Below are 21588 nucleotides of genomic sequence, written 5' to 3'. Positions count from 1 at the left end.
CGTGATGCCGCTGGATGGATCAGGCCGGTCTCCGGGCTCATGAGCGGCGAATCGCCTGACTGCGCGCCTTCCCGCGTCGTCGACACAGTGGCTCAATGCACAGTTTTCACTCATTTACCGTTGCGGGGGCAGCGCCGGGATCGTGATCGTGCTTCGCCTGAAGACAACCCTCACCGGCTTCCCTGTTTCACTCTGTCGACATGCGTCACAGAGCACCTGAAACAAGCCGCGAAGGTTAGAGGGTTGGGGGTGGAGCGTCAATTAAAGAGGGGGCCGTCGGGCGAATAACTGCCGTCGATCAATTATCTGACGCCAATCTTGTGCCACACTGAGACAAGTGATATCAAAGAGCCATGCTTTTGATTGAAAAGCACATCACAACAATAAGGATGATGACGATGCAAGGCATGATCATCAGCAACCCGCGCCTGGAATTCCTGCGCCCGATGCTTGAACGCTGGTTTGACTGTATCGACCGCTACAACGCTGTACGCGGCGACAACGACACCCCTTACTGGCATGACGAGAAAGCCAATCTCGGCTTGCTCTCCGCGGCCGCCTGGATGGCCGAGCTGGTGACCCTTTGTGATACCTCGACCCGAAAGCAGAACGAGGAAGGCGAACGCAATGCCCGCGCCGATCTGTTCATCGCCGGCGCCGAAGACCGCGCCTACCTTCAGGCCACCCAGCGCTGGCCACGGGTCAACAACCTCAATCTGACCCAGGCCCTGCTGGACATCACCAGCGACGCCAAACGCATCAGTTTTGCCAGCGACCTCAAGCTCGGTTGCCTGTTCGTCGCCCCGCAAAAAGCCCAACACAGCGCCAGCCCCGAAGAGTTGCAGGACATGGTCGACGACCTGCAAAAGGAACACTGCTGCGCAGTGGCCTGGTATTTCCCCTACGCCTACCGCAAGTTGCGCAGCGAAGCGGGTAACTATCACCCAGGCATCGCCGTGCTGTTCAAAGAGGCCCGTGGTTGAGCGGTTGAACCATCGGGTGCGCGCACTCCTCTATGATTAGGCATGCATTCATAGGGAAGATCAGTAATGCGCAAAACCCAACTCGCTCTCGTCATCGCCCTCGCCGGAGGGCTCGCCGCCTGCGGTGAATCCTCCAGCCTGCAAGTTTCTGACGGCACCGGTCCGTCGCCGAAGCTGCCTGAACCAAACAAAACCCTGATCCCGACGGTGAACATCGCCCCGGCGGTCGGCTGGCCTGCAGGCGGTAAACCGACCGCCGTAGCCGGTACGCAAGTCGCAGCATTCGCCGAAGGCCTCGATCATCCGCGCTGGCTCTACGTGCTGCCCAACGGTGACGTGCTGGTGGCGGAAACCAACGCTCCGCCCAAGCCTGACGACAGCAGCGGCATTCGTGGCTGGGTGATGAAGAAAGTCATGGGCAAGGCCGGCGCTGGTGTGCCGAGCCCGAACCGCATCACCCTGTTGCGCGACGCCGACCACGACGGCGTGGCCGAGACCCGCACGGTGTTTCTTCAAAATCTCAATTCGCCGTTTGGCATGACCCTGGTCGGTAACGATTTGTACGTCGCTGACACCGATCGCCTGCTGCGCTTCCACTACGAATCCGGCGCGACCGAGATCAAGACCCAGCCGATCAAAGTCACCGATCTGCCGGGCGGCACGCTGAACCATCACTGGACCAAAAACGTCATCGCCAGCAATGACGGCAGTAAGCTGTACGTCACTGTCGGCTCGAACAGCAACGTCGGCGAGAATGGTCTGGATAAAGAAGAAGGTCGCGCCGCGATCTGGGAAGTCGATCGCGCCACCGGCAACCACCGGATCTTCGCCTCGGGCATCCGCAACCCCAACGGCCTGGCGTGGGAGCCCACGACAGGCGCGCTGTGGACAGCGGTCAATGAGCGTGACGAGATCGGCAGCGACTTGGTGCCGGACTACATCACCTCGGTCAAGGACGGCGGTTTTTACGGCTGGCCATTCAGCTATTACGGTCAACACGTGGATGTGCGAGTAAAACCGCAGAATCCGGATCTGGTGGCCAAAGCTATCGCCCCGGACTACGCCGTCGGCCCGCACACTGCCTCGCTGGGCCTGACCTTCGCCGAAGGCAACAGCCTGCCGGCGCAGTTCAAGGAAGGCGCGTTCATCGGTCAACACGGCTCGTGGAACCGCAAACCGCACAGTGGTTATAAAGTGATTTTCGTACCGTTCGCGGCCGGCAAGCCGAATGGAGCACCGGTGGATGTGCTGACCGGTTTCCTCGACAAGGACGAGAACGCTTTGGGTCGCCCGGTAGGCGTGGTGATCGACCAGCAAGGTGGTTTGCTGGTGGCGGATGATGTGGGGAACAAGGTTTGGCGGGTGTCGGCCGCTAAATAAATCAGGGCCCGACACATAACAAATGTGGGAGCGGGCTTGCTCGCGAAAGCGTCAGGTCATTCAACATCATGGGTGAATGACACACCGCATTCGCGAGCAAGCCCGCTCCCACATTTAGATTTTCAGCGTTTACGGGTTATGCGCCAGATGCTCCGGCTGCAACACCCGCTTGGCACTCAGGTACGCCTTCTGCCAGTACGCCTTCGACAGACTGTCCAGCTTCACCGTGCCGCCGGTGGCCGGCGCGTGCACGAAGCGCCCTTCCCCGACGTAGATCCCCGCATGACTGACCTGCGAGCCGCCATTGGTGGCGAAGAAGATCAGGTCGCCGGTCTGCAAACCCTCTTTGCCGACATTCGGCGCCTGCATCACGATCATCTCGCGCGTCGAACGCGGCAAAGAGATACCGGCAGCATCGCGGTAGACGAAACCGATCAGGCCACTGCAATCGAACCCGGAATCCGGTGTGTTGCCGCCCCAGCGATAAGGTGTGCCAACCAGGCCCAGCGCGCGAAACAGCACGTCTTCAGCAGCCGGCGAAAAAGCCTGGGAAGGCCCGAACACCACCGGGGCGCGTACCACGGGAGCAGGCGGCGGAGTGCGGCTGGCGCAGGCGCTGAGCAGCGCTGCGAAGAAAATCACTGTGAGGCGGGCCGACATCGTCATAAGCAGAACATCCTGATCTGGCTGCGGCTTTCTCTGCCGAATGGACAGAAACAAAACCGCCTGCGGAGCACGCAGGCGGTTTGCCATCAATATAGATACAGGATTCTAGCGGCTACGCGGCAAACTTCAAGTAAGACTTTAACTTCACCTTGTAAAGTCTAGGTCTACTCCCTTGCCGGGCACCGTTTTTGTCGCCACGGACGTGGCGACAACGGGGGAATTACTTGCGAGCGGTGACCACGGTCGGAGCCATCGCGAGGGCGCGCTTGGCTTCGATGAAGGTCTTGCTCCAGTAGCTGTCACCCAGGCTGTCGATGCGAACACCGCCGCTGCGACGACTGCTGGAGTGGATGAACTGATTGTCACCCAGGTAGATCCCGGCGTGGCTTACACGACCGCGACGACCATTGGTGGCGAAGAACAGCAGATCGCCCGGCTCAAGGTTGCCGCGCGAGACCAGAGGCGCATCGACGTTGATCATTTCACGGGTGGAGCGCGGCAGATTCATGCCGGCTTCTTCGCGGAACAGATAACCGATGAAACCGCTGCAGTCGAAGCCGGCTTCAGAGGTACCGCCGAAACGGTAACGGGTACCGATCAGGGACATGCCGCGTTCAAGGATACTGTCGGCCAGAACCGGGAGCTCGTACGGCTTCTTGTTGAAGTCCGAGAGTTCTTTTTCGGTGTCCAGCTCTTCCTGGTAAATAACGGAAGACTGGGCAGTGGCAGAATTTTTAACCTGCTGAGGCTGCTCTTGAACTGGAGAATGAGCAGCGCAACCGAACAACAGGGTGACGAGTGCGAGAGGCACGAGGGGTGCGAAGCGATTTAGCATGGGCACGACCGTGGCTGAAGTTGTAAAGAAGCCGAGACTATGCCCGCTATCGGCCTCATTTGCAAATTCAATCGATCTTTTTGTGACTTCCCGGTTTCTCGTTTACATCTAAGCGCTTAAGCCCATTTGACTCGATACGCGGTCTGCATACGTTGCGGAAACGCGAATTTTCTGGCGCCTGAAATATGTCGAAACGTGCTGAAAGCCTCGTATTTCAAGGGCTGGCTACCAACCGAGGGTCTCTTTCAGGAACGGAATCGTCAACTTGCGTTGCGCCTGCAACGAGGCCTGATCCAGCTGTTCGAGCAGGTCGAACAATGCACTCATGCTGCGGGTGCCGCGAGTCAGAATAAAGTGTCCGACTTCATCGGTCAGGTGCAGACCGCGACGCGACGCGCGCAATTGCAGGGCACGCAATTTGTCTTCATCGGAGAGCGGACGCATCTGGAAGATCAGCGCCAGGGTCAGGCGCGATTTGAGGTCAGCCAGCTTCACCGGCAGCTCGCGCGGCGAGGTTGAAGCGGCAATCAGCAAACGTCGACCGCTGTCACGCAGGCGGTTGAACAGATGAAACATCGCCTCTTCCCAGTCCGGCTTGCCGGCAATCACCTGCAAGTCATCCAGGCAGACCAGTTCGTACTGCTCAAGGTTGTCGAGGATTTCGATACCACGATCCATCAGCTCGGCCAGCGGCAGATACACCGCCGGTTCACCCATCTGCTCGAAACGCAGACATGCCGCCTGCAAAAGATGCGTACGCCCTACCCCATGCTTGCCCCACAGGTAGATGAGGCTTTCGGTCCAGCCGGCGTCGGCTTCGCATAGGCGCTCGACATAGCCGAGTGCAGCGGCATTGGCGCCTGGGTAGTAGTTGATGAAGGTGGCGTCGTCACGCAGACGCACACCTAGGGGCAGCTGAATCGGTTTCATGCTGACTGAACAGTTCTCAAGGAACCGTTAGTGGCCTCTGTGTAAAGTTTGCGAAGTTTATACCCGTGAAGCTGAGCGCACAATGCGACAGACCCCAAGCAAAATCAAAGGTTTGCGTTAACACGCTGGTTTTATGACAGTTTCTCTGACGCGGTATCGAACGAACCCGCCGCAAAACCCGGGCCAACCCGGCACAATGCCGGGCCGCCCGTGATCGGATTACAACTCGGGATCATCTGCCCCGCTGTAAATATCCGAGTCCTTGTACAAATCGTGCACGTGACGCACCAGCACCATGATCACCGCCGCCACCGGCAATGCCAGCAGCACACCGGTAAAGCCGAACAGCTCGCCGCCGGCCAGGATCGCGAAGATCACCGCCACCGGATGCAGGCCGATCCGGTCGCCGACCAGCAGCGGCGTCAGCACCATGCCTTCCAGCGCCTGCCCGACCATGAACACCGCAACGATGCCGATCATCGGGTACAGGTCGCCACCGAACTGGAACAGCCCGGCAATCAGCGCCGCGCCAATACCGATCACAAAACCCATGTACGGCACGATTGCCGCGAGGCCTGCGATCAGGCCGATCAACAGCCCCAGTTCCAGACCAACAATCATCAGGCCCGCTGCGTAGATCACGCCCAGCGCCAGCATCACCAGCAGTTGCCCGCGCACGAAAGCGCCGAGCACTTCGTGGCACTCACCGGCGAGCGAGACGATGGTTTCTTCACGATCACGCGGCAACAGGCTGCGGATCTTGGCCATCATCACGTCCCAGTCGCGCAGCAGATAAAAACTCACCACTGGAATCAGCACCAGATTCGCCAGCCAGCCGATCAGCGCCAGACTCGAGGCCGTCGCCTGACTCAGCACCACACCGACGATGTCAGTGGTCTGCCCCATGTGTTCGCTGATCGCTGCCTTGACCTTGTCGAACTTCCAGAAGCCGTCAGACAGGCCCAGCTTCGATTGCGCCCACGGCAGCGCCGTGTGCTGCAGCCAGTCAAGCATTTGCGGCGCCAACTCATACAAACGCACCAACTGCTTGGCAAGCATCGGCACCAGCACCAACAGCAACGTGGTGACGATCAGAGTGAACAAGGCGAACACCGCGATCACACCCCAGGTTCGCGACAAACCGAGTTTCTCCAGCCGATCCACCAGCGGATCGAACAGATACGCCAGCAGCAACGCCACCAGAAACGGCGTGAGGATCGGATGCAGCAACCAGACAAATGCGCAAAGCAGGACTACCCCACCGAGCCAGAACCAACGCCGCGTATCGGCCATTTACCACTCCCACTGCTTCTATATAAGGAAAGACTTACCAGCGAAACCGCAACGAAGGTGCTACCGGTGCAGGCGCTGGAGCCGCAACAGGCGCTGCACCTGCCACCGCTGGCTGCGGCGCTGCCACTGGCGTCGGTGCTTCGGCCGGCAACTCCTGCAACTTCGCCAGCGACAACTGCGCGCGCAACTGATCGGCACTGCCGTTGACCCGATACACGATGCGATCACCATCGACACTTTGCAGACGCACACCGAACGGTTCGAGTAACCGCAGCAGTGTGGCGTAATGCTCAAGATTCATGCCCTGCACTTCCAGGGTCTGTTGGCCCGAAGCACCAGGCTTGGCGACAAAGCGCGGCGCCAGACGCTCGGCCACCGCCAGCATCACCGCATCGGCCACGGCAGCCTGATCAGCGCCCTGCACACTGCCGGCCTCTTTCTGATCGCCCAGCCACAGATGCCACTTGGCCTGCCACTGCCCGCTCTCTTCGTGCGCATGCACCGCCAGCAACGCATCCGCGCCGTAACGCTCCGAAGCGCCGCTTAATGGCGCGGGATCGGTGCCATCCAGCACTGGCGCGGTAGCCACCAGTTGCTCACTCAGATCCGCCAGCGGCAGACGCAGCGGCAAGCCGCGATGCTGAGCCGCAGAACGCAATGGTGCAGCCGCTGCCTGACCGTCGCCGACCAGGCTCGAACCTTCAGTCGAATCGTTCAGCCACCAGCTCAGAATCGACGGCCGACTCGCCCCCCACAATGACAGCCCGGCGCGACGCAGCGCCTGCTCGGTGGTGGCCGGATCGAAATCGACCTTGAGCACCTCCGGCGGCCCGGCATCGAAACCGAACTGACTGATGATCTGCTGCGGATCCTTGCGAATCGCCGCCAACCCCGGATTCTGCGGAGCCTTGGGGTCACCGGTCAGGCGCAACACCAGCGTATCCAGTGCCGCCTGAGTGGCGCGATCACGCTCCTCCGGCGCTTGGCTGCTGACCGGCTGGCGCACTTGATAGAGACCCTTGAGGTTTTCGGCATGACTCGCCAGGCTGACCAACGACAAACAACCCACAACCAACAATTTACAAAAACGCATGGAAAATTCCCGTCGACAGGAGCGGCTGGAACAGGCCGCGTGAACCGGTTAAGCAAGGCTGTGACAATCTGCCATCGCAAAACATTCACACGCTAGCGGTAAGTTTTTGCACAGTGATAACGATAGACGGTTAATCGGCACACCTTATACAGGCAGCCGCCCGGCACAATTGCAAAAAATTTCAGTCGATTATGCCCCTGCCCGTCGGCGCGAGGATGGCCGCTGCCCCTCAAGCCTGATAAAATCGCGCGCCTTCGCAGACCGGCAACAGCCGGGCACCCCGAAATTCGCGTAAGGCCATCGCCCTCTCGATTTCGATGTTCCCGCTGAACTCGGTCGTTACCCCTGAATCCCCTCCCCTAAAGGCCTGGATCATGAGCAAGCAACCCTCCCTGAGCTACAAGGACGCCGGTGTAGACATCGACGCCGGTGAAGCATTGGTCGAACGCATCAAGAGCGTCGCCAAGCGCACTGCGCGCCCGGAAGTCATGGGCGGCCTGGGCGGTTTCGGCGCCCTCTGCGAGATCCCGGCCGGTTACAAACAGCCGGTGCTGGTTTCCGGTACTGATGGCGTCGGCACCAAGCTGCGCCTGGCGCTGAACCTGAACAAGCACGACAGCATCGGCCAGGACCTGGTCGCCATGTGCGTCAACGATCTGGTGGTGTGCGGCGCAGAACCGCTGTTCTTCCTCGACTACTACGCCACGGGCAAGCTGAACGTCGACGTAGCTGCCACCGTGGTCACCGGTATCGGTGCAGGCTGCGAACTGGCTGGCTGCTCCCTGGTCGGCGGCGAAACCGCTGAAATGCCTGGCATGTACGAAGGCGAAGACTACGATCTGGCCGGCTTCTGCGTCGGCGTCGTGGAAAAAGCCGAAATCATCGACGGCTCGAAAGTCGCCACCGGTGATGCGCTGATCGCCCTGCCATCGTCCGGCCCGCACTCCAACGGCTACTCGCTGATCCGCAAGATCATCGAAGTGTCGGGTGCCGACATTGAAACCGTTCAGCTCGACGGCAAGCCACTGACCGAACTGCTGATGGCCCCGACCCGCATCTACGTGAAGCCGCTGCTCAAGCTGATCAAAGACACCGGCGCGGTCAAAGCCATGGCCCACATCACCGGTGGCGGCCTGCTGGACAACATTCCGCGCGTTCTGCCAAAAGGCGCTCAGGCCGTGGTTGACGTGGCCAGCTGGACTCGCCCGGCGGTCTTCGACTGGCTGCAAGAGAAAGGCAACGTCGACGAGACCGAAATGCACCGCGTACTGAACTGCGGCGTGGGCATGGTGATCTGCGTGGCTCAGGAGCACGTTGAAGTGGCCCTGAACACCCTGCGTGACGCCGGCGAACAGCCTTGGGTCATCGGCCAGATCGCTGCCGCTGCCGAAGGCGCTGCCCAGGTTGATCTGCAGAACCTTAAGGCTCATTAATGTCCGCAACCTGTGATGTCGTGGTGCTGTTGTCCGGCACCGGCAGTAACTTGCAGGCTCTGATCGACAGCACGCGGACCGGCGACAGCCCGGTCCGCATCGCTGCGGTGATTTCCAACCGCGCCGACGCCTATGGCCTGCAACGCGCCAGTGACGCGGGTATCGCCACCCGCTCGCTGGATCACAAGGCTTTCGAAGGTCGCGAGGCCTTCGATGCTGCCCTGATCGAACTGATCGACGAATTCAAACCAAAACTCGTGGTACTGGCCGGCTTCATGCGTATTCTCAGCGCTGATTTCGTGCGCCACTATCAGGGTCGTCTGCTCAATATCCACCCGTCGCTGCTGCCCAAATACAAAGGGTTACACACTCATCAGCGCGCGCTCGAGGCCGGCGATGCGGAACACGGCTGCTCCGTGCACTTCGTCACCGAGGAACTCGATGGTGGACCACTGGTCGTACAGGCAGTAATACCGGTAGAGTTGCACGACACGCCGCAGACACTTGCGCAGCGAGTGCATGTCCAGGAACACCTGATCTACCCGATGGCTGTACGCTGGTTTGCCGAAGGCCGACTGGCACTCGGTGAGCAAGGTGCTTTACTGGATGGCCAGTTACTCGCGGCCAGCGGCCACTTGATTCGACACTAGGAGATTTTATGCGTCGCGCCCTGCTCTTCGCTTGCGCTCTGCTCGCCCTGCCTTTCGCGCAGGCGGCAGACCTTCAACCGTTCTCCGCCAGCTACACCGCCGACTGGAAACAGTTGCCCATGAGCGGCACTGCCGAACGCAGCCTGACCAAGGAAGCCAACGGCGTCTGGAAACTCAGCTTCAAGGCGTCGATGATGATCGCCAGCCTGACCGAAGAAAGCACGCTGACCCTGGACAAGGACACCCTGCTGCCACAGTCCTACCACTTCGAACGTGGTGGTCTGGGCAAAGCAAAAAAGGCTGATCTGGACTTCGACTGGAACAGCAAGATGGTCACCGGCACTGACCGGGGCGACGCGGTGAAGATCCCGCTGAACCGTGGCATGGTCGACAAGTCGACCTATCAACTGGCGCTGCAGCATGACGTGGCCGCCGGCAAAAAGACCATGAGCTATCAGGTGGTCGATGACGGTGAAGTCGATACCTATGACTTCCGTGTACTGGGTGCCGAGAAAGTCGACACCAAGGCCGGCAAGATCGATGCAATCAAGGTCGAGCGCGTGCGTGACCCGACACAAAGCAAGCGCATCACGGTGCTGTGGTTCGCCAAGGACTGGGATTACCTGCTGGTGCGCCTGCAACAGGTTGAAACCGACGGCAAGGAGTACAACATCATGCTCCAGGACGGCACGGTCAACGGCAAAACCGTTAAAGGCAGCTGATCCGCCGCTACAACAAAAAGCCCCGCAGATGCGGGGCTTTTTTGTGCCTGCGATTCCCAGGCGACACACAAATACTGTGGGAGCGGGCTTGCTCGCGAAGGCGGCCTGCCAGCTAACGAAGATGTATCTGATACAACACCTTCGCGAGCAAGCCCGCTCCCACAGGGGGTGAGTGCAATCGTCAAGGGTCAGCTCAGACCGAAAATTTGGCCACCATATTGTTCAAATCCACCGCCAGCCGCGACAATTCCTGGCTTGCCGCACTGGTCTGATTTGCCCCCGCCGACGTCTGCATCGCCAGATCGCGGATGTTCATCAGGTTGCGGTCCACCTCCCGCGCCACCGCTGCCTGCTCCTCCGAGGCGCTGGCGATCACCAGGTTGCGCTCGTTGATCAAGGTGAACGCCGAGGCAATTTCCTCCAGCGCCAAACCCGCAGCCTTGGCCAGTTCCAGGGTCGAATTGGCGCGGACGCTGCTCTGTTGCATCGAACTGACCGCCGAATCGGTGCCCTGCTGAATGCCACCGATCATCTGCTCGATTTCTTGGGTCGATTGCTGGGTGCGATGGGCCAGCGCCCGCACCTCATCGGCCACCACCGCGAAGCCACGCCCGGCATCCCCGGCCCGCGCCGCCTCAATCGCTGCGTTCAGTGCCAGCAGATTGGTCTGCTCGGCAATCGAGCGGATCACGTCGAGCACTTTGCTGATGCCGTGAACCTTCTGCGCCAGATCCTCGACCTGCGTTGCATTGGACGTGACGTCGTCAGCCAGGGACTGGATCGAAGTCACCGTCTGGTTGACCTGCTCGCGCCCATGCTGGGCAATCCGGTCAGACTCGCGCGACGCCTCGGAAGTCGCCACGGCGTTGCTCGCCACCTCTTCCACGGCAGCGGTCATCTGATTGACCGCCGTGGCGGCTTGCTCGATCTCCAGGCTTTGCTGGTGCAGCCCGCGCGTGGCGTCCTCGGTGACGCAACTCAGTTCCTCCGAAGCCGACGCCAACTGGCTGGACGATTCGGAAATCTGCCGAATGGTGTCGCGCAGGTTGTGCTGCATGCTTTTCAGCGCCTGCAGCAGCCGCGCCGGTTCGTCCTTGCCGGAGATGTTGATATCGCCCGTCAGATCACCGCCGGCCACCACTTCCGCCACGCCCAGTGATTGCGCCAGCGGCAGGACGATGCTGCGGGTCAGCAACAACGCCAGACCGATGGTGATCAATGCGGTAATGCCAATCATCACCCCGACCCACACCCGCGAATTGATGAAAACCAGGCGCGCGGCTTCAGTGGCAAGATTGGCGTTGTGCTTGTTCAGCTCGACCAGCTCCTTCAGGGTGGCCGCCATGTCGTCGGCCAACGGGCTCATTTCACCGTTGAGAATCGCCGCCGCCTCCTCCACCCGATTCTGTGCGGACAACTGCATGACCTGCGCCTGAAACTCCAGGTACTTGTGCTCGGCGACCTTGAAGCGGTCGAACAACTTGCGCTCTTCGGGCAGCACGATCAACACGTCATAGCGTTGTTGGGCTTCGCTCAAGACACCGCGCAGATCATTGAGCTTGGCGACATTCTGCGCCAGCGCCTGCGGGTCACGATTGAGCAGCAGGCGCATGGTCAGCGCACGCAGGCGCAACATGTCCTGACTCATCTCGCCGACCGCCATCACGCTCGGCAGCCAGTTGTTGTCGACCTCATCAGACTGGGCGCGCATGTTCGCCATTTGCAGCAGGGCGAACGCCCCAAGGGCAAACACCATCAGCGCCAACACACCAAAACCCAGGCCGGCTCGCGGCGCGATATTGAGACTACGGATGCTCATGACTCTGGTTCCTTCCAAAAGCGCTGCATCAACCCTGCAGCTGGTTGCTCTAGAAGGTATCGGCCCGGCGAAAATTTGCGTAAGACCAAAAGGTGATATCAAAAGGCCTTGATACTTCGAACCCTCGGCATTAACGATTCAGCGCGGTTTCCCGGACTTTGCCGCTGTTCGCGGCAATATCGCCAGGAAGTTATCCCGGGCGACCTTACGCGCAATTTCTTCAGGCAAGGCATCAAGGAACGGCGTGAAGCTGCGCATTTCCTGACCGAGCTTGGTGAAACGGCCTACAACATCCGAGCCGATCATGAACCGATCAGGGTATTTCTCCACCAATGCCAGCCATTCCGCACGCGGCTTGCCCTGCTCGTCCAACAGATACGGCGTGAGCATGCTCCACGACAGATCAATGAACAGATTCGGATAAGCTTCAAGCATCCGACTCACCGTCGGCAGGAGAAAATCGAGTTGCGTCTGGTGCCGATGAATTTCCGCGCTGGTGCCGGCGTGCGCCCAGATGAACCGGGTGTGCGGGTGATTACGCAGGGGTTCTTCGATTTCCTTCAAGTACAGCGGATTTTTCTCACGCTTGGAGGTGATGTTGGAATGCAGCATCACTGGCAGATCGTTTTCGGCAGCCAGGTGATAAATCCGCTTCATCGCCTCGTTATTGGCCCGTGGCGTGTCGCCGGCGGTCAACGCCGTCAAGTCATCATGGCGGGTGAACACTTCACCAATGCCCTGCCACAGCCCCGGATACAGATCGAGCATGCGCTGGATGTGCGCGGCGGAGTTCTTGTCATTGGGGTTGAAGCCCGACAGGAACGGATGAAAGTGCTGACGCTGCTCCGGAGTCAGCTTTTGCACGGCATCGGCAACGATCACATCGGTGGCGCTGTACCAGTAGGCATCGGCATCATCGCCGGCGTAATAGCGCGGACGCTTGGGTTCGTCCTCGTGCCACTTCTTCGCCACGGGAATACCGGAAATCATCACATGGTCGATGGAATTGTCCTGCATGGCCGTGAGCAATTTCGCCATGCCGGCGGTTTCCTGGAAGAAGTCCACGTAGTGCAAGTGCGCATCGCTGTAGGTGTAATCGCGGGCGCTGGCGCTACCGGCGAATGCCAGCAGGCAGGCAAGACTCAAACGAAACAAGGACACAAGTAATCTCCGGCAGGTAGGCATAGCCTAGACCCTGAGCCGATCACAAGGGTTCATCCTGCAGGAAAGTGGAACGCGCCTCCGTAGGAATGCTCTATAACTGCAAGGTCCTTTTTTGATCGAACGACTTTTTCCTACTGCCAGTGAGGTTGCCATGACTGTTACCGTCAATACCGTCTCCGCCGAAGGTTTTCGTCACACCGTACAGATCGATGACCATGAATTGTTTGCCGACGTGCCGAAGTCTGCCGGCGGCGAGGGCTCGGCCCCCGAGCCACACGACTACTTCGACGCCGCGCTCGGTGCCTGCAAGGCACTGACCCTGAAGATGTACGCAAAGAAGAAAGACATCCCGCTGACCGGCGTGGGTGTCGAGGTCAAACGCGACAACAGCGAAGAGCAGAAAGGCAAATACGCCCTGCACGTGACGCTTACCCTCAAGGGCGTCCTCACCGATGCCCAGCGTGAAGAACTGCTGCGCGTCGCCGATCGCTGCCCGATCCACAAATTGATGACTACCACCGACGTCAGCATCGAAACCCACGCCCCACAAGGCTTCGACAGCCAGTAATCACCCTCTTGCCAGCGGCGGGTTATGCTTCTGGCATCACCCGCTCAGCCTGGAATGCACCATGGATACGCAACCACTGATCATCCGCCCGCGCGCCGAAGACGTCGAAGGCCAGCCGATCCTGCGCCCGCTGCCGTCAGCCAAATGCCGCAGCATCGGGCCTTTCGTGTTTTTCGACCACATGCTCGAAACGGTTTATCCGGCGGGCAAAGGCATGAACATCCGACAGCATCCGCACATTGGTCTGTCGACCCTGACCTACCTGTTCGAAGGACAGATCCAGCACAAGGACAGCCTCGGCTCCGATCAGGTGGTCAGTGCTGGCGATGTCAGCTGGATGACCGCGGGCAGTGCGATTGCCCACGTCGAGCGCACGCCCGAGCCGCTGTGGGAGCAAAGCTTCACCATGCACGGCTTGCAGATCTGGCTGGCCTCACCCAAGGATCACGAGCAAGGTCCGGGACATTACAGCCATCACCCGGCGGCAACCTTGCCGGTCAGCGATAACCTTGGTGTGCAGATCCGGATGATCGCCGGGTCAGGCTTTTGCCTGGAATCGCCGGTGCCGGTGCTTTCTCCTACGCTGTACGCCGAAGTAAAGATGCAGACCGCAACCACTTTGCTGATCCCGACCGAGCACGAAGAACGCGCGATTTATGTGCTGAGTGGCGATGCGCAGTTGAATGGCGAGCCCCTCGAACCCCATGCGCTGGCGGTGTTGCCGGCCGGGGAACAGATGAGCCTGTTTGCCGAGGGTGATGTACACGCGGTGGTGTTTGGCGGCGCGCCGCTGGACGGGCCTCGGCGGATCAACTGGAATTTTGTCGCGAGCGATCCGGCGGCGATCGATGAGGCACGGCACAAGTGGGCGGCCGGGGATTGGCCGACGGTGCCGGGGGAAGTGGAGCGGATTGAATTGCCGCGTTAAGTCTTTACCCTCACCCCAGCCCTCTCCCGGTGGGAGAGGGAGCCGACCGAGGTATCTGGCGTCATACATCGACCTGAAAAATCCTGGCGATTATGGATTCACTAAGGCACTTTCAGGTCGGCGTAATCCTTGAGCATCCCCCGATCAGTCCCCTCTCCCTTTGGGAGAGGGTTAGGGTGAGGGGGCTTTTAGCTTTCCAGGCTTCAGGCTTTGAACACTTCATCCAGCAAATCATGCATCGACTTGAACGCACGCTTGGCGGTCTTCGCGTCGTACATCATCTTGCCCGGCACATTGGCATGCGGATCGGTAAACGAATGCACCGCACCGCCGTAGCTGAGCAACTGCCAATCGACCTTCGCCGCGTTCATTTCATCTTCGAACGCCGGCAATTGCTCCTTCGGCACCAGCGGGTCGGAGGCACCGTGCAGTACCAGCACCGAGCCCTTGATGTTCTTTGCGTCCGCCGGATTCGGCGAGTCCAGCGTACCGTGGAACGACACCGCCGCCTTCACTGGTGCACCGGTGCGCGCCAGGTCCAGTGCACAGCAACCACCGAAGCAGAACCCGAACACCGCCAGCTTCGAGGTATCGACCGCTGCCTCGCCCTGCTTCTGCAACTGCTCGAACGCTGCCTGCATGCGCTTGCGCAGCAGTGCACGATCGTTCTTCAGCGGCATCATCGCCGCGCCGGCCTCGTCAGCGTTCTGCGGACGTACTGCCTGGCCATACACGTCAGCAATCAACACCACGTAGCCCTTGGCCGCGACCGACTTGGCGATCTCCTCCGCACCGGCGCTGACACCCATCCAGTTCGGCGCCATCAGCAGGCCCGGGCGCGCGCCCTTGTGCTCGGCGTCGAACGCCAGACGACCTTCATAGGGCTGGCCATCCAGCTGATAGACCACGGAACGTACAGTAACTTGGCTCATTTCTGACTCCTGATTAGTTAAACACCAGAATGAAAAAACCCGCCGAAGCGGGTTTTTCTACAACGTGATCAAGCTGACAGTTCAACCAGCAGCTTGTTCAGACGGGTCACGTAAGCGGCCGGGTCTTTCAAGCTTTCGCCAGCCGCCAGGGCGGCCTGATCGAAGAGGATGTGCGAAAGGTCGCCAAAACGCCCTTCGTTCTGCTCGCCGTCGAGTTTCTCGATCAGCGGGTGACTCGGGTTGAATTCGAAAATCGGCTTCGACTCCGGCACTTTCTGTCCGCTGGCTTCGAGGATCTGGCGCATTTGCAGGCCCAGGTCCTGTTCGCCGATGGCCAGAATGGCTGGCGAATCGGTCAGACGGTGAGAGACGCGAACCTCGGCAACGGAGTCGCCCAGCGCGGTTTTCAGGCGCTCGACCAGACCTTCTTTGGACTTGGCGACTTCTTCTGCAGCTTTCTTGTCCTCTTCCGAGTCCAGGTTGCCCAGATCAAGATCACCGCGTGCCACGTCGACAAAGGTCTTGCCGTCGAATTCGCTGAGGTAGCTCATCAGCCACTCGTCGATACGGTCGGTCAGCAGCAGCACTTCGATGCCTTTCTTGCGGAAGACTTCCAGGTGCGGGCTGTTCTTGACCTGCGCGTAGGTTTCGCCGGTGAGGTAGTAGATCTTGTCCTGACCTTCTTTGGCGCGCGCCAGGTAGTCAGCCAGACCGACAACTTGCTCGCCGTCGTCGCCTTGGGTCGATGCGAAACGCAGCAGACCGGCAATTTTTTCCTTGTTGGCGAAATCTTCTGCCGGGCCTTCTTTCATGACCTGACCGAAGTTTTTCCAGAAGCCCTTGTATTGCTCAGGCTCGTTCTTCGCCAGTTTTTCCAGCATGTCCAGCACGCGCTTGGTCAGCGCCGACTTCATCGAGTCGATGATCGGATCTTTCTGCAGGATTTCCCGCGACACGTTCAGCGACAGGTCGTTGGAATCGACCACACCCTTGATGAAGCGCAGGTACAGCGGCAGGAACGACTCGGCCTGATCCATCACGAACACGCGCTGCACGTACAGCTTCAGGCCTTTCGGCGCTTCACGCTGGTACAGGTCGAACGGCGCGCGGGCCGGCACGTACAGCAGCGAGCTGTACTCGAGCTTGCCTTCGACTTTGTTGTGGCTCCAGGCCAGCGGATTTTCGAAGTCGTGAGCGATGTGCTTGTAGAACTCCTGGTATTCCTCGTCCTTCACTTCAGTGCGCGGACGGGTCCACAGGGCGCTGGCGCGGTTGACGGTTTCCCATTCAACGGCAGGCTTCTCTTCGCCTTCAGCGGCAGTGACTTCTTTCGGCAGTTCGATCGGCAGCGCGATGTGGTCGGAGTATTTCTTGATGATGTTGCGCAGACGCCAGCCGTCGGCGAACTCGTCTTCAGCGGATTTCAGGTGCAGGACGATGCGGGTGCCGCGCTCTGGTTTGTCGATGGTGGCGACTTCAAACTCGCCCTCGCCTTTCGACGACCAGTGCACGCCTTCGCTGGCAGGGGTGCCGGCGCGACGGCTGTACACGTCGACTTTGTCAGCCACGATGAAGGCCGAGTAGAAGCCGACACCGAATTGGCCGATCAGGTGCGAATCTTTTTTCTGATCGCCCGAGAGATTCTTCATGAAATCGGCGGTGCCCGACTTGGCGATGGTCCCCAGGTGGGTGATCACATCGTCACGGTTCATGCCGATACCGTTGTCTTCGAGGGTGACGGTCTTGGCGTCCTTGTCGAAGCTCACACGGATTTTCAGTTCAGCGCCACCTTCGAGCAACTCAGGCTTGGCCAGGGCTTCGAAGCGCAGCTTGTCGACAGCGTCAGAGGCGTTCGAGATCAATTCGCGAAGGAAGATTTCCTTGTTGGAATACAGCGAATGGATCATGAGGTGCAGCAGCTGCTTTACCTCGGTCTGGAAGCCCAGGGTTTCCTTTTGAGTTTCCACACTCATGGTCATCAAACTCCAATCAGATGGCAGTGGCCGCGACCTTGAGGGTCGGCGGCGGGTTGTTCACTGAGTTGGGGGCAGCGTTCAGGATTTCAAGGGCTCATCAATTTTGAAATGTGCACGGGCGGTGGCAATCGGTTCGCTCTCGGTGCTTTGCCAGGCCGTGATGGCAACGTTGGCCACGCGCCGCCCCTGGCGACAGACCTGACATTTGGCCCAAGTGTCGCGAAACTGCCCGGCGCGCAGATAATCCAGAGAAAAGTCGATGATCTTCGGCACCCCGGGCGAACCGGTGAAGATCAGCAAATGCAACGCGGCTGCCAGCTCCATGAACCCGGCAATCACCCCGCCATGGATCGCCGGCAATAAAGGGTTACCAATGTTGTCCTTGTTCGCCGGCAGCTTGAAGAGCAATTCATCGCCGACCCGGGAACATTCGACGCCGATCAACCCGGCGTAAGGAATTATCCGCAGCAGCGGCGCGTAGTCGCCCTGAGCGTGAGCCTGCAGCAGTTGTTGCTTCCAGTCATCGCTCATCGATTCTCTCCTTTGACCTTGCCGCCAAATCCCTGGGTGCCTTTCAGGTTTTTGCCCATGCGCATGAAAGTGCCGACGACATGGGCGATCGGCTGACTCGGGTCATCCTGATAAGCAAAGCCGCGAGCGAAGATCACATCGGTGGTGACCCGGTAACACTGGGCAAAGCCATAGACGTCCTTGTTCGGCTCGGCGGCGTGCATGTAGTCGATACGCAGGTCCAGGGTCGGGCAGACTTCGAACTCCGCCAGCACGCACAACGTGGACATGCCGCACGCGGTGTCCATCAGCGAAGTAATGGCACCGCCGTGGATGACCCCGGTCTGTGGATTGCCGACGATTTGCGCGCTGTACGGCAACCTCACCGTCAGCCCTTCGCTGCTGGCGCTGTGTACCGTCAAACCGAGCACCTGACAATGGCGCAGGGCCGAAAGAAATCGTGTCGCGCGCTCAAAAACGGGGTTTTCAGCCATTTGATAATTACTCTCGTTAGAGCCTTGTGCCAGTAGTAGGAAATACCGCAAAAGTTCCACTAAAAAACAAACTTATATATCTGAAGGAAATGAGGAACTTAACCTTTGGCGCTGCGCTCTTAAGGCCAGTAGTTATTTTCCATAAGGAGAAACACCCCATGCGTAAGACTTTAGCTATTGCCTTGATGTTGACCGCTTCCCTCGGTCTCGCTGCCTGCGATAAAAAATCCGAGGACAAAGCTCAAGATGCAAACCAACATGCTGAGCAAGCTCAGCAAGACATGAACAAAGCTCAGGATAAAGTGAACGACGCAGCAAAAGAAAACGCCGAAGCTGCCAAAGCTCAGGCTGAATCGAATCAAGCTGCTCAGGAAGAAGCTGCCAAGAAGCAATAATTGCGACTTGATGCAGTAAAAGAAAACTCGCCAAGTGCGGGTTTTCTTTTGCCTGTGATTTTTTGTCAGTCTTGGCTTAGAGGCTTTCTTAGAGCAATACGGTTCTAAAAGTCGGACTAATCATCAGCAACAAACTGCAGATCAGGCCGACCAGCCACACCAGGCTGCGCAGGGATGGTTTATCCGCCAGGTATAACCACACGTAAAGAATTCGCGCGATCACAAAGATGATCGCCAGCGCATCAATCAACCAGCCTTGGGTTTGCGTGGTGTGCGCCATCAGCACACCCACGGCGAACAGGATGAACGCTTCGATGCAGTTCTGGTGCGCCGCCAGCGCCCGCGCGCCATAGCCAGTGAGTTGCGCCTGCTGTTGGCGCGGTAGATGGTTGTTGTAACCACCCTGCTCTTTCATGGCCTTGCCCACCGGCATGCGCGCGATGTAAATCAACAGTGCACTGATAAACACACACCAGAACGGAATACTCATCAAGCAGCCTCTTTATTGGTTTCGGGCAATGGTGCCTCTGTAGGGGTATAGACCATCACATCCAGCACGTCGGAATGAAACTCGCGGCGGTACAACACGATGACCACCCCGGCACTCATCAACATGAACAGCCACGGGCTGACAAACCACGCCAGCATGCTCATGCCGAAGTAATAAGAGCGCAGACCGAAGTTGAACTGGTTCGCCGCCATCGAAATCACCCGCGCCGCCCGCAGTGCGAACGCCTTGCGCTCCTGCTCCGAGACCTGACGCTCACCGATCATCGGCGCGGAACCGACCAGCACCGCAGCAAAGTTGTACTGACGCATGCACCAACTGAAGGTGAAGAACGCATAGACGAACACCAGCGCCAGACACAGCAACTTGATCTCCGACATGCCCTGCGACGCCTGCTGCACCATCGGGATATCCGCCAGCAGCGACACGGCGCGTTCGGACGCACCGAGCACGGTGAGAATGCCGGCGAGGATGATCAAAGTGCTGGAGGCGAAGAACGAGGCGTTGCGCTCCAGATTGCCGATCACGCTGGCGTCGGCAATACGGTTGTCACGCAGCAGCATGCGGCGCATCCAGTCTTCGCGATACAGGTGCAGCACGCTGGCGAGGCACGCGGTGTCGCGGGCCTTCCACGACGCATAACGGGTGTAGCCGCCCCAGCAGATGACAAACCAGAGCGCGGCCAGCAGGTGGATCAGATTGGCTTGGATGAACGACATTCGTTTTCCTGTGAAGTGTGGATGCATTACCTGTAGGAGTGAGCCTGCTCGCGATTCGCTGGCACACCCGGCATTGATCCGACAGGTACGACGCCAACGCGAGCAGGCTCACTCCTACATAAAATCTGTGCAGTGCTTCGACGTTAGCTCGCGGAAAAAGACACTGCCAGACGCCCATAAAAAATGCCCCGTATCGATTGATACGGGGCATTTCTGTTTAAGCGCTGAAGCCCCGTTTGTGGCGGGTCAGACAACGTCAGGCAACGGCTTCGCTGCGCTTGCCCAGCAGGCGATCACAGACCACGGCGACCACCAGGGTCATCACGCATGGCACCAGCCACGCCAGACCCTGCTCGCTCAGCGGCAGGTGCGACAGCTGCGACGGCATCCAGTCGGCCAGACCGGCGCCCTTGAGCGCGTCGATGGTGCCGAACAGGAACGACACCAGCATGACCGGGCCGAGGATCCGCCCGTGTTCATGCCAGAAGTCCTTGCAGAAGCTCAGAGCCACCAGAACGATGCACGGCGGGTAGATCGCGGTCAGCACCGGGATCGAGAACGCGATCAGCTTGGTCAGGCCCAGGTTGGACACCAGCAGCGAGAACGCGGCGAGGATGATCACCAGGGTCTTGTAGGACAGCGGCAGCACGCGGCTGAAGTATTCAGCGCAGGCGCAGGTCAGACCGACCGCGGTCACCAGGCACGCCAGCGAGATCAGCACCGCGAGGAAACCGCTGCCCAGCGAACCGAAGGTGTGTTGCACGTAAGCATGCAGCACCGCCGCGCCGTTAGTGGCACCGACCGCGACTTCGTGGCTGCCGGAGCCGAGGCGGAACAGGCTGATGTACACCAGCGCCAGACCGACACCGGCGATGAGGCCGGCAATGATCGCGTAACGGGTGATCAGCGCAGGCGACTCGACGCCACGGGAGCGGATCGCGTTGACGATGACGATACCGAATACCAGCGCGCCAAGGGTATCCATGGTCAGGTAACCATTGATGAAGCCCTGAGAGAACGGTGCCGCGACGTATTCCGGCGTGGCCTGACCGATATCCCCGGCCGGCAGGGCGAACGCGGCGATGCCGAGTACCGCCAGGGCGATGATTTTCAGCGGCGCGAGGAAACGCCCCACGGTATCGAGCAGACGGCCCGGATACAGCGAGATGAAGAACACCAGCAGGAAGTACACCGAGCTGTAGAGGAACAGCGCCAGCGGGCTTTCGCCGGTCAGCGGCGCCAGACCCACTTCGAACGACACGGTCGCGGTCCGCGGGGTGGCGAACAGCGGGCCGACCGCCAGGTAGCATGCCGCGGCGAGCACACCACCGGCGATCTTGCCGATCGGGCTGCTCAGTGCATCCATCGCACCACCGACCTTGGCCAGGGCGACGACGGTGACCACTGGCAGACCGACGGCCGTGATCAAAAAGCCCAACGCCGCCATCCAGACGTTAGGTCCGGACTGCAGGCCGACGATAGGCGGGAAAATGATGTTGCCGGCCCCGACGAACAGGGCAAATGTCATAAAGCCCAGTGCCAGGATGTCCTGACCTTTCAAAACTTTCATTAAGGAAATACCACACTACT

The 21588-nt window shown here is 59.5% G+C and carries 22 protein-coding genes and 1 riboswitch; of the genes, 8 read left to right on the top strand and 14 right to left on the bottom strand.

Annotated features, from left to right (window positions below; all coding sequences use genetic code 11):
• Window positions 1–4 precede the first annotated feature (4 nt).
• Window positions 5–235, bottom strand: a riboswitch (cobalamin riboswitch).
• A gap of 163 nt (window positions 236–398) precedes the next feature.
• Both J1G18_RS25555 and J1G18_RS25550 read left to right on the top strand, forming a co-directional pair.
• Window positions 399–983 carry a hypothetical protein gene (locus J1G18_RS25555; protein WP_096797405.1) on the top strand — a complete coding sequence of 195 codons (585 nt, stop codon included), beginning with the start codon at window positions 399–401 and terminating at the stop codon, window positions 981–983.
• Window positions 984–1049: 66 nt separating this feature from the next.
• The gene (locus J1G18_RS25550; RefSeq protein ID WP_134785786.1) at window positions 1050–2363 is read left to right on the top strand and encodes a PQQ-dependent sugar dehydrogenase; all 1314 of its coding nucleotides are present in this window, start codon (window positions 1050–1052) and stop codon (window positions 2361–2363) included.
• A gap of 129 nt (window positions 2364–2492) precedes the next feature.
• On the opposite strand, the gene J1G18_RS25545 is transcribed toward J1G18_RS25550, so the two are convergent.
• From J1G18_RS25545 to J1G18_RS25525, 5 genes are all read right to left on the bottom strand, one after another.
• On the bottom strand, window positions 2493–3029 hold the full coding sequence (locus J1G18_RS25545; RefSeq protein ID WP_027614054.1) for a C40 family peptidase: 537 nt from the start codon (window positions 3027–3029) through the stop codon (window positions 2493–2495).
• A 220-nt stretch (window positions 3030–3249) separates the two neighbouring features.
• Entirely contained in the window at window positions 3250–3864 is a 615-nt protein-coding gene (locus tag J1G18_RS25540; protein WP_007962885.1) for a C40 family peptidase, read from the bottom strand.
• 225 nt (window positions 3865–4089) lie between these two features.
• Window positions 4090–4794 (bottom strand): DnaA regulatory inactivator Hda, encoded by a 705-nt coding sequence (hda, locus tag J1G18_RS25535; RefSeq protein ID WP_025111852.1) that lies wholly within the window; start codon window positions 4792–4794, stop codon window positions 4090–4092.
• A 219-nt stretch (window positions 4795–5013) separates the two neighbouring features.
• Complete coding sequence (locus J1G18_RS25530; RefSeq protein ID WP_134785784.1) at window positions 5014–6087, bottom strand: AI-2E family transporter; 1074 nt, start codon at window positions 6085–6087, stop codon at window positions 5014–5016.
• Window positions 6088–6121: 34 nt separating this feature from the next.
• Window positions 6122–7180, bottom strand: coding sequence for a DUF2066 domain-containing protein (locus tag J1G18_RS25525; RefSeq protein ID WP_134785783.1), 1059 nt, complete (start codon window positions 7178–7180; stop codon window positions 6122–6124).
• Between the two features lie 374 nt (window positions 7181–7554).
• Here J1G18_RS25525 and purM point away from each other — a divergent pair, with 374 nt between their 5' ends.
• The 3 genes from purM to J1G18_RS25510 are packed head-to-tail and all read left to right on the top strand — an operon-like array spanning window position 7555 to window position 9985.
• Window positions 7555–8613 (top strand): phosphoribosylformylglycinamidine cyclo-ligase, encoded by a 1059-nt coding sequence (gene purM, locus J1G18_RS25520; protein WP_027614051.1) that lies wholly within the window; start codon window positions 7555–7557, stop codon window positions 8611–8613.
• Window positions 8613–9263: a phosphoribosylglycinamide formyltransferase gene (purN, locus tag J1G18_RS25515; RefSeq protein ID WP_047600250.1), complete on the top strand. Its 651-nt coding sequence runs from the start codon at window positions 8613–8615 to the stop codon at window positions 9261–9263. Before purM ends, purN begins: the two co-directional genes overlap by 1 nt.
• Before the next feature lie 8 nt (window positions 9264–9271).
• Window positions 9272–9985, top strand: coding sequence for a DUF3108 domain-containing protein (locus J1G18_RS25510; protein WP_007962880.1), 714 nt, complete (start codon window positions 9272–9274; stop codon window positions 9983–9985).
• 193 nt (window positions 9986–10178) lie between these two features.
• Here the strand turns inward: J1G18_RS25510 and J1G18_RS25505 are convergent, their stop codons facing one another.
• Both J1G18_RS25505 and J1G18_RS25500 read right to left on the bottom strand, forming a co-directional pair.
• Complete coding sequence (locus J1G18_RS25505) at window positions 10179–11804, bottom strand: methyl-accepting chemotaxis protein (protein ID WP_103369304.1); 1626 nt, start codon at window positions 11802–11804, stop codon at window positions 10179–10181.
• 138 nt (window positions 11805–11942) lie between these two features.
• Entirely contained in the window at window positions 11943–12989 is a 1047-nt protein-coding gene (locus J1G18_RS25500) for an amidohydrolase (RefSeq protein WP_262415673.1), read from the bottom strand.
• A gap of 130 nt (window positions 12990–13119) precedes the next feature.
• Here J1G18_RS25500 and J1G18_RS25495 point away from each other — a divergent pair, with 130 nt between their 5' ends.
• The gene (locus tag J1G18_RS25495; RefSeq protein WP_027614046.1) at window positions 13120–13536 is read left to right on the top strand and encodes an OsmC family protein; all 417 of its coding nucleotides are present in this window, start codon (window positions 13120–13122) and stop codon (window positions 13534–13536) included.
• A gap of 61 nt (window positions 13537–13597) precedes the next feature.
• The gene (locus J1G18_RS25490; protein WP_223009058.1) at window positions 13598–14464 is read left to right on the top strand and encodes a pirin family protein; all 867 of its coding nucleotides are present in this window, start codon (window positions 13598–13600) and stop codon (window positions 14462–14464) included.
• A 203-nt stretch (window positions 14465–14667) separates the two neighbouring features.
• On the opposite strand, the gene J1G18_RS25485 is transcribed toward J1G18_RS25490, so the two are convergent.
• The 4 genes from J1G18_RS25485 to J1G18_RS25470 all read right to left on the bottom strand — a co-directional run bounded on the left by J1G18_RS25485 (window position 14668) and on the right by J1G18_RS25470 (window position 18376).
• The gene (locus tag J1G18_RS25485; protein ID WP_135295244.1) at window positions 14668–15396 is read right to left on the bottom strand and encodes a dienelactone hydrolase family protein; all 729 of its coding nucleotides are present in this window, start codon (window positions 15394–15396) and stop codon (window positions 14668–14670) included.
• A gap of 68 nt (window positions 15397–15464) precedes the next feature.
• A complete protein-coding gene (gene htpG / locus J1G18_RS25480) occupies window positions 15465–17369 on the bottom strand; it encodes a molecular chaperone HtpG (protein WP_047600274.1) in 1905 nt (634 codons plus the stop codon).
• Window positions 17370–17450: 81 nt separating this feature from the next.
• A complete protein-coding gene (locus tag J1G18_RS25475) occupies window positions 17451–17903 on the bottom strand; it encodes a PaaI family thioesterase (RefSeq protein WP_027614042.1) in 453 nt (150 codons plus the stop codon).
• Window positions 17900–18376, bottom strand: a complete 477-nt coding sequence (locus J1G18_RS25470; RefSeq protein ID WP_139054089.1) for a PaaI family thioesterase — start codon at window positions 18374–18376, stop codon at window positions 17900–17902. The genes J1G18_RS25475 and J1G18_RS25470 overlap by 4 nt, the downstream gene beginning before the upstream one ends.
• A 158-nt stretch (window positions 18377–18534) precedes the next feature.
• On the opposite strand from J1G18_RS25470, the gene J1G18_RS25465 reads away from it, so the two are divergent.
• The gene (locus J1G18_RS25465) at window positions 18535–18771 is read left to right on the top strand and encodes a hypothetical protein (RefSeq protein ID WP_007962865.1); all 237 of its coding nucleotides are present in this window, start codon (window positions 18535–18537) and stop codon (window positions 18769–18771) included.
• A gap of 88 nt (window positions 18772–18859) precedes the next feature.
• Here J1G18_RS25465 and J1G18_RS25460 read toward each other — a convergent pair whose 3' ends face one another.
• The 3 genes from J1G18_RS25460 to brnQ form a co-directional block, all read right to left on the bottom strand.
• Window positions 18860–19261, bottom strand: a complete 402-nt coding sequence (locus J1G18_RS25460) for an MAPEG family protein (protein WP_007962864.1) — start codon at window positions 19259–19261, stop codon at window positions 18860–18862.
• On the bottom strand, window positions 19261–19998 hold the full coding sequence (locus J1G18_RS25455) for a DUF599 domain-containing protein (RefSeq protein ID WP_027614039.1): 738 nt from the start codon (window positions 19996–19998) through the stop codon (window positions 19261–19263). Before J1G18_RS25455 ends, J1G18_RS25460 begins: the two co-directional genes overlap by 1 nt.
• Window positions 19999–20254: 256 nt before the next feature.
• Window positions 20255–21568: a branched-chain amino acid transport system II carrier protein gene (gene brnQ, locus J1G18_RS25450; protein WP_027614038.1), complete on the bottom strand. Its 1314-nt coding sequence runs from the start codon at window positions 21566–21568 to the stop codon at window positions 20255–20257.
• Window positions 21569–21588: the final 20 nt, after the last annotated feature.

Origin of the sequence: Pseudomonas sp. MIS38 (assembly GCF_019891575.1) — a bacterium.
GTDB lineage: Bacteria > Pseudomonadota > Gammaproteobacteria > Pseudomonadales > Pseudomonadaceae > Aquipseudomonas > Aquipseudomonas putida_A.
This window is presented reverse-complemented; position numbering and strand designations above follow the sequence as displayed.

What these genes read in the sequence shown, in the direction of transcription:
- J1G18_RS25555 (WP_096797405.1), top strand. Translation starts at nt 399, where the DNA reads ATGCAAGGCATGATCATCAGCAACCCGCGCCTGGAATTCCTGCGCCCG.
- J1G18_RS25550 (WP_134785786.1), top strand. Translation starts at nt 1,050, where the DNA reads ATGCGCAAAACCCAACTCGCTCTCGTCATCGCCCTCGCCGGAGGGCTC.
- J1G18_RS25545 (WP_027614054.1), bottom strand. Translation starts at nt 3,029, where the DNA reads ATGACGATGTCGGCCCGCCTCACAGTGATTTTCTTCGCAGCGCTGCTC.
- J1G18_RS25540 (WP_007962885.1), bottom strand. Translation starts at nt 3,864, where the DNA reads ATGCTAAATCGCTTCGCACCCCTCGTGCCTCTCGCACTCGTCACCCTG.
- hda (WP_025111852.1), bottom strand. Translation starts at nt 4,794, where the DNA reads ATGAAACCGATTCAGCTGCCCCTAGGTGTGCGTCTGCGTGACGACGCC.
- J1G18_RS25530 (WP_134785784.1), bottom strand. Translation starts at nt 6,087, where the DNA reads ATGGCCGATACGCGGCGTTGGTTCTGGCTCGGTGGGGTAGTCCTGCTT.
- J1G18_RS25525 (WP_134785783.1), bottom strand. Translation starts at nt 7,180, where the DNA reads ATGCGTTTTTGTAAATTGTTGGTTGTGGGTTGTTTGTCGTTGGTCAGC.
- purM (WP_027614051.1), top strand. Translation starts at nt 7,555, where the DNA reads ATGAGCAAGCAACCCTCCCTGAGCTACAAGGACGCCGGTGTAGACATC.
- purN (WP_047600250.1), top strand. Translation starts at nt 8,613, where the DNA reads ATGTCCGCAACCTGTGATGTCGTGGTGCTGTTGTCCGGCACCGGCAGT.
- J1G18_RS25510 (WP_007962880.1), top strand. Translation starts at nt 9,272, where the DNA reads ATGCGTCGCGCCCTGCTCTTCGCTTGCGCTCTGCTCGCCCTGCCTTTC.
- J1G18_RS25505 (WP_103369304.1), bottom strand. Translation starts at nt 11,804, where the DNA reads ATGAGCATCCGTAGTCTCAATATCGCGCCGCGAGCCGGCCTGGGTTTT.
- J1G18_RS25500 (WP_262415673.1), bottom strand. Translation starts at nt 12,989, where the DNA reads ATGCCTACCTGCCGGAGATTACTTGTGTCCTTGTTTCGTTTGAGTCTT.
- J1G18_RS25495 (WP_027614046.1), top strand. Translation starts at nt 13,120, where the DNA reads ATGACTGTTACCGTCAATACCGTCTCCGCCGAAGGTTTTCGTCACACC.
- J1G18_RS25490 (WP_223009058.1), top strand. Translation starts at nt 13,598, where the DNA reads ATGGATACGCAACCACTGATCATCCGCCCGCGCGCCGAAGACGTCGAA.
- J1G18_RS25485 (WP_135295244.1), bottom strand. Translation starts at nt 15,396, where the DNA reads ATGAGCCAAGTTACTGTACGTTCCGTGGTCTATCAGCTGGATGGCCAG.
- htpG (WP_047600274.1), bottom strand. Translation starts at nt 17,369, where the DNA reads ATGAGTGTGGAAACTCAAAAGGAAACCCTGGGCTTCCAGACCGAGGTA.
- J1G18_RS25475 (WP_027614042.1), bottom strand. Translation starts at nt 17,903, where the DNA reads ATGAGCGATGACTGGAAGCAACAACTGCTGCAGGCTCACGCTCAGGGC.
- J1G18_RS25470 (WP_139054089.1), bottom strand. Translation starts at nt 18,376, where the DNA reads ATGGCTGAAAACCCCGTTTTTGAGCGCGCGACACGATTTCTTTCGGCC.
- J1G18_RS25465 (WP_007962865.1), top strand. Translation starts at nt 18,535, where the DNA reads ATGCGTAAGACTTTAGCTATTGCCTTGATGTTGACCGCTTCCCTCGGT.
- J1G18_RS25460 (WP_007962864.1), bottom strand. Translation starts at nt 19,261, where the DNA reads ATGAGTATTCCGTTCTGGTGTGTGTTTATCAGTGCACTGTTGATTTAC.
- J1G18_RS25455 (WP_027614039.1), bottom strand. Translation starts at nt 19,998, where the DNA reads ATGTCGTTCATCCAAGCCAATCTGATCCACCTGCTGGCCGCGCTCTGG.
- brnQ (WP_027614038.1), bottom strand. Translation starts at nt 21,568, where the DNA reads ATGAAAGTTTTGAAAGGTCAGGACATCCTGGCACTGGGCTTTATGACA.